General features: G+C 61.1%; 4 protein-coding genes. All 4 read left to right on the top strand.

Features of this window, described 5'->3' with window-relative positions:
* Window positions 1-306, top strand: a 306-nt coding sequence (locus tag NZM16_RS00495; protein ID WP_295477753.1) for a carbohydrate ABC transporter permease, incomplete at its 5' end; no start/stop codon positions are given.
* 4 nt (window positions 307-310) lie between these two features.
* The gene (locus NZM16_RS00490) at window positions 311-1,930 is read left to right on the top strand and encodes a glycoside hydrolase family 3 protein (RefSeq protein ID WP_295477751.1); all 1,620 of its coding nucleotides are present in this window, start codon (window positions 311-313) and stop codon (window positions 1,928-1,930) included.
* Between the two features lie 112 nt (window positions 1,931-2,042).
* Entirely contained in the window at window positions 2,043-3,854 is a 1,812-nt protein-coding gene (locus NZM16_RS00485) for a glycosyl hydrolase family 18 protein (protein WP_295477748.1), read from the top strand.
* A gap of 290 nt (window positions 3,855-4,144) precedes the next feature.
* On the top strand, window positions 4,145-4,324 hold a 180-nt coding region (locus NZM16_RS00480), incomplete at its 3' end, for a hypothetical protein (RefSeq protein ID WP_295477745.1).

Below are 4,324 nucleotides of genomic sequence, written 5' to 3'. Positions count from 1 at the left end.
TCTCACTGGCAGATCTTCTGGCATATCATTCTGCCCCTCTGTCGTCCGGCCCTGGCCACCGCGGCCGTTTTCCTGTTTGTGGCTCACTGGAACAGTCTGCTCCAGCCCCTCATTTATTTGCAGACCACCAGCCTCTACACGCTGCCGATCTACGTGACCTCCCTGGTGAACCCTCAGCAGGTCGTCCAGCCCTGGCCGACGATCATGGCCGCTTCGTTCCTGACCGCGCTGCCCCTCATTGTGGTGTTCCTGCTCCTGCAACGTCATCTGATCGGCGGGATTATCCTAACCGGGATGAAGGGATAAGCCTATGGATCTGCAGTTCGCGATCGCGCAGAAATTCATGGCCTCGTTCATCGGCACAACCCCCTCCCCTGCCATCATGCGAGCGATCCGAGAGCGCCAACTGGCCGGGGTGACGCTGTTTCGGGAATCCAACGTTCGAGATCCGGGGCAGATCCGGGAGCTGACGCAGCGATTGCAGTATGCGGCACGCCAGGCGGACATGCCCCCCTTGCTGATCGCTGCGGATCAGGAAGGAGGGCAGCTGATGGCAATTGATAAAGACACAACGCCGTTTCCGGGCAACATGGCCCTGGGCGCCATCGGCTCCGCGGAGCTGGCCTATCAGGCAGGCGAGGTGATCGGCCGCGAGCTGGCGGCCATGGGGATTAATGTGAATTACGCACCGGTCTGCGATGTCAACACAAACCCCCAAAACCCGGTCATCGGCGTTCGATCCTTTGGGGAAGACCCCCACCGGGTGGCCGAACTGGCAACCGCCTTCATCCGTGGAATCCAATCCACCGGCGTGATTGCGACGGCTAAGCACTTCCCCGGCCACGGAGACACCCAGGAGGACTCCCATTTCACTCTTCCGATCGTAAGCCACGATCTCGAGCGGCTCAATCGCGTGGAGTTCGTCCCCTTCCGCGCGGCGATCGCAGCAGGCGTCCGGATGATCATGACTGCCCATCTGTCCATCCCGACGATCACCGGACTGCCGGATCTGCCCGCCACGTTATCCCCAGCGATCCTTCGGGGGGTCCTGCGAGAGCAGATGGGATTTCATGGGGTGATCATCACGGATGCCCTGACGATGAAGGCGATCCGGAGCGCCGTCACGAGCGCTTCCCTCAGCCTGGATGCCATTGCAGCTGCCCGCGCCGGGGCGGATCTTCTCCTCTTCGGGCCAGAGCCCTTTGATCGGGAGGAGGTTTTCCAGAATCTGGCGCAGGCGATCCATCGCGGCTTGCTCGAGGAAGCGGATCTGCGATATTCTGCAGATCGCGTCCTTCGCCTGAGGAACAGCGTAGCGGATCTTCCGACGCCGGATCTGAGCGTGGTGGGATGCGCAGCCCATCGCGCCGTCGCCGAGGAGATCGCCCGTCGATCCATCACCTTGGTTCGCAACCGCCACGGTCATCTCCCGCTGAAGCTTGAGGGAGAAACCCCCATCGCAGCCGTCATGCCCCGTCCGGTGGATCTCACGCCCGCGGATACCTCGTCCTTCGTGAAGCCGATGCTGGCGGAAGCGCTCCGCCGTTACCATCCTCGGGTGGATGAGTTCCTCATTTCGATCGATCCCAATCCCGCGGAGATCGCCGCGTTGCGGGAAGCCCTCCGTTCATACCCGGTGGTGGTGCTGGGCACCGTGAACGCATGTCAGCATCCCGGTCAGGCTGAACTGGTTCGGACCCTGGCGAAGCAGCACGATCGGTTGATCTGGGCGGCCCTTCGGCTCCCTTATGATCTGCAAGCGGCTCCCGATGCCCCCACCTATCTGTGCACCTACAGCATCCTGCCGATCTCTCTGGAAGCCCTGGCGGCCCTGATCATGGGCCACCTGTCACCGCAGGGACGGCTTCCTGTAACGATCCCTGATCTGTATCCCCTTGGGCATGGTCTATCGGATTTTCATCACCAGTGAGACGAGACCAAGAGCGGAATGGGATTCAAGCTGGTCATCGGAGTGCAGAGTGGAAAACTTTGACCTCTACGCTGTGCGCTCAAATGATCCAGCCTCAAACATGAGGTGAGTCATGAGTAAATTCATCAAAGGCGTGACCGCCCTCTTGCTGATGATTTCAATCCTTGGGCTTGGTGTCCCATCACAGGTCATAGCCCAGATGCCCCCGGAGTGGCAACCCTGGACAACCTACCGAGTAGGCGATCGGGTGACCTACCAGGGGGCTGTTTATCAATGCATCCAAGGCCATACATCCCAACCCGGATGGGAGCCGCCGAATGTGCCAGCGCTCTGGCAGCCGGTGAGCGGGGCCACAGCGACGCCGACCCAAACCTCCACACCTGGGGTGACATCTACACCAACCCGAACGGCCACCCCGAGTGGGGCAACGCCCACGCCCACCCGCACCCCCACAGCGCCCCCGTCTGGGGGATGCGCGCCGGCCTGGGATCCAAACCGGATATATGTGGCCGGTGATCTCGCCAGCTATAACGGAGTGAACTACCAGGCCGCCTATTGGACCCAGGGACAGCGCCCCGATCTGCACAGTGGCCCTCCTGGAAGCGGGCAGCCTTGGATCCCCTTAGGGGCGTGCAGGGGGACCCCCACATCTGGGGCTACGGTCACGCCTACCCGAACTCCCACCCCTGGGGTGACGCCTACACCGACCCGAACGCCGACGCCGGGAGTAACAGCAACCCCCACCCGGACGCCCACACCGGGCCCAACAGCGACGCCCACCCGAACGCCTACGCCGCCGCCCTCCACTGACAGCGTGATCGTGGGTTACTTTGTGCAATGGGGGATCTATGCCCGTAACTATCATGTGAAGAACATCGTCACTAGCGGTTCCGCATCCAAACTGACCCACATCAACTACGCTTTTGCCAATGTGGACTCCAGCGGCCGCGTCGTCTTGGGCGACCCATACGCAGACATCGACCGGTTCTATGATGCTGCCTACAGCGTGGATGGACAGCCAGACTGCTGGGATCCCGGGTGCCTGCGCGGCAACTTTAATCAGCTTCGCAAGCTCAAGGCGATGTATCCCCACCTCAAGATCCTGCTATCAGTCGGCGGCTGGACCTGGTCGACGAACTTCGGGGTCGCTGCTCGCAATCCGCAAGCCTTTGCCGATTCCGCCTATGCGCTAATCCACGATCCCCGATGGGCCGGCCTGTTCGATGGCATCGACATCGATTGGGAGTATCCCAACGCTTGCGGCCTGACATGTGACAACAGCGGCCCGGAGGCCTTCAAGAATCTGATGGCCGCATTGCGCGCGCGCTTTGGGCCCAACTTCCTGATCACCGCAGCGGTTCCGGCGGGATATGACAAGATCAATGCGGCAGACTATGCAGGGGCTGCACAATACGTGGATTGGTATAACATCATGACCTACGACTTCTTCGGCGCCTGGGATCCCGATGGACCCACCGCTTATCATGCCCCGCTTTACAACTGGCCGCAGATCCCAACGCCCAACTACTACGCCGACTACGCTGTGCAACTCTACAAGAGCAAGGGAATACCAGCCAGCAAACTGGTTCTCGGGGTTCCCTTCTACGGACGAGGATGGACAGGCGTGCCCGCGGGAAACACCAACGGCTTGGGGCAGCCCGCGACCGGCCCCGCGCCCGGAACATACGAGCAGGGCATCGAGGACTATAAGGTGCTGCGGAATGCGCCCGGCGCCGTTTACTATGGCGCAGGCACGATGCACAAGTATGATGGAACTCGGTTCTGGAGCTATGATGACCCTATCTCCCTGGCAGGAAAGCAGGCTTATCGTCGAAGCCAAGGGATGCGCGGGGTAATGTTCTGGGAATTAAGCGGTGACACCGCCGACGGAGAGCTGATCACAGCGCTCTACAATAATCGCTGAGCCAACTGCGGGAGGAGCGAGCGTGGTCTTTCTCCTCCGCTCGCTCCTCCCGTCCCCAATCACTCCGGCCTTCCCTCAACCGTATCTCCATCCCTCGCACGGCCGACCCCTTTTCCCACGACCCGGATCCCTTCTCCTCTTGCCCCAGCCTTCACGGCGGAGCGCCGCTTCCCGCGCCCGGTCTCCCTCTGGGATCTCTCATCCCACCAGGGTCGGGGAAAGGGGAACCGTGAAAAGCGCTCCCCCACGCACCATATGCTCCCACCCCACACCAGCCCCAACCAGATGGGATGACCTTCGAAGGCTGGGATCAGCGCAGGAGATGCATTGAGGATTACAGCGAAAGCTCTTCCTGTCCTCTCTACGCCGATGAAGATCCATCCCAATATCCGTTCAAGTCGGGCAAAAACATGCACGGCTTGTCCTTCTTCAGAGCCAGGATTATAAAGAAGCGCTACGTTCCGATTCGG

Origin of the sequence: Thermoflexus sp. (assembly GCF_025055495.1) — a bacterium.
Taxonomy (GTDB): domain Bacteria; phylum Chloroflexota; class Anaerolineae; order Thermoflexales; family Thermoflexaceae; genus Thermoflexus.
Note: the sequence above shows the minus strand (reverse complement) of the source record. Positions and strands in the feature narration are given on the sequence as shown.

Bases quoted from the DNA above. Each gene is read 5' to 3' on its own strand.
- NZM16_RS00490 (WP_295477751.1), top strand. From the start codon at position 311: ATGGATCTGCAGTTCGCGATCGCGCAGAAATTCATGGCCTCGTTCATC.
- NZM16_RS00485 (WP_295477748.1), top strand. From the start codon at position 2,043: ATGAGTAAATTCATCAAAGGCGTGACCGCCCTCTTGCTGATGATTTCA.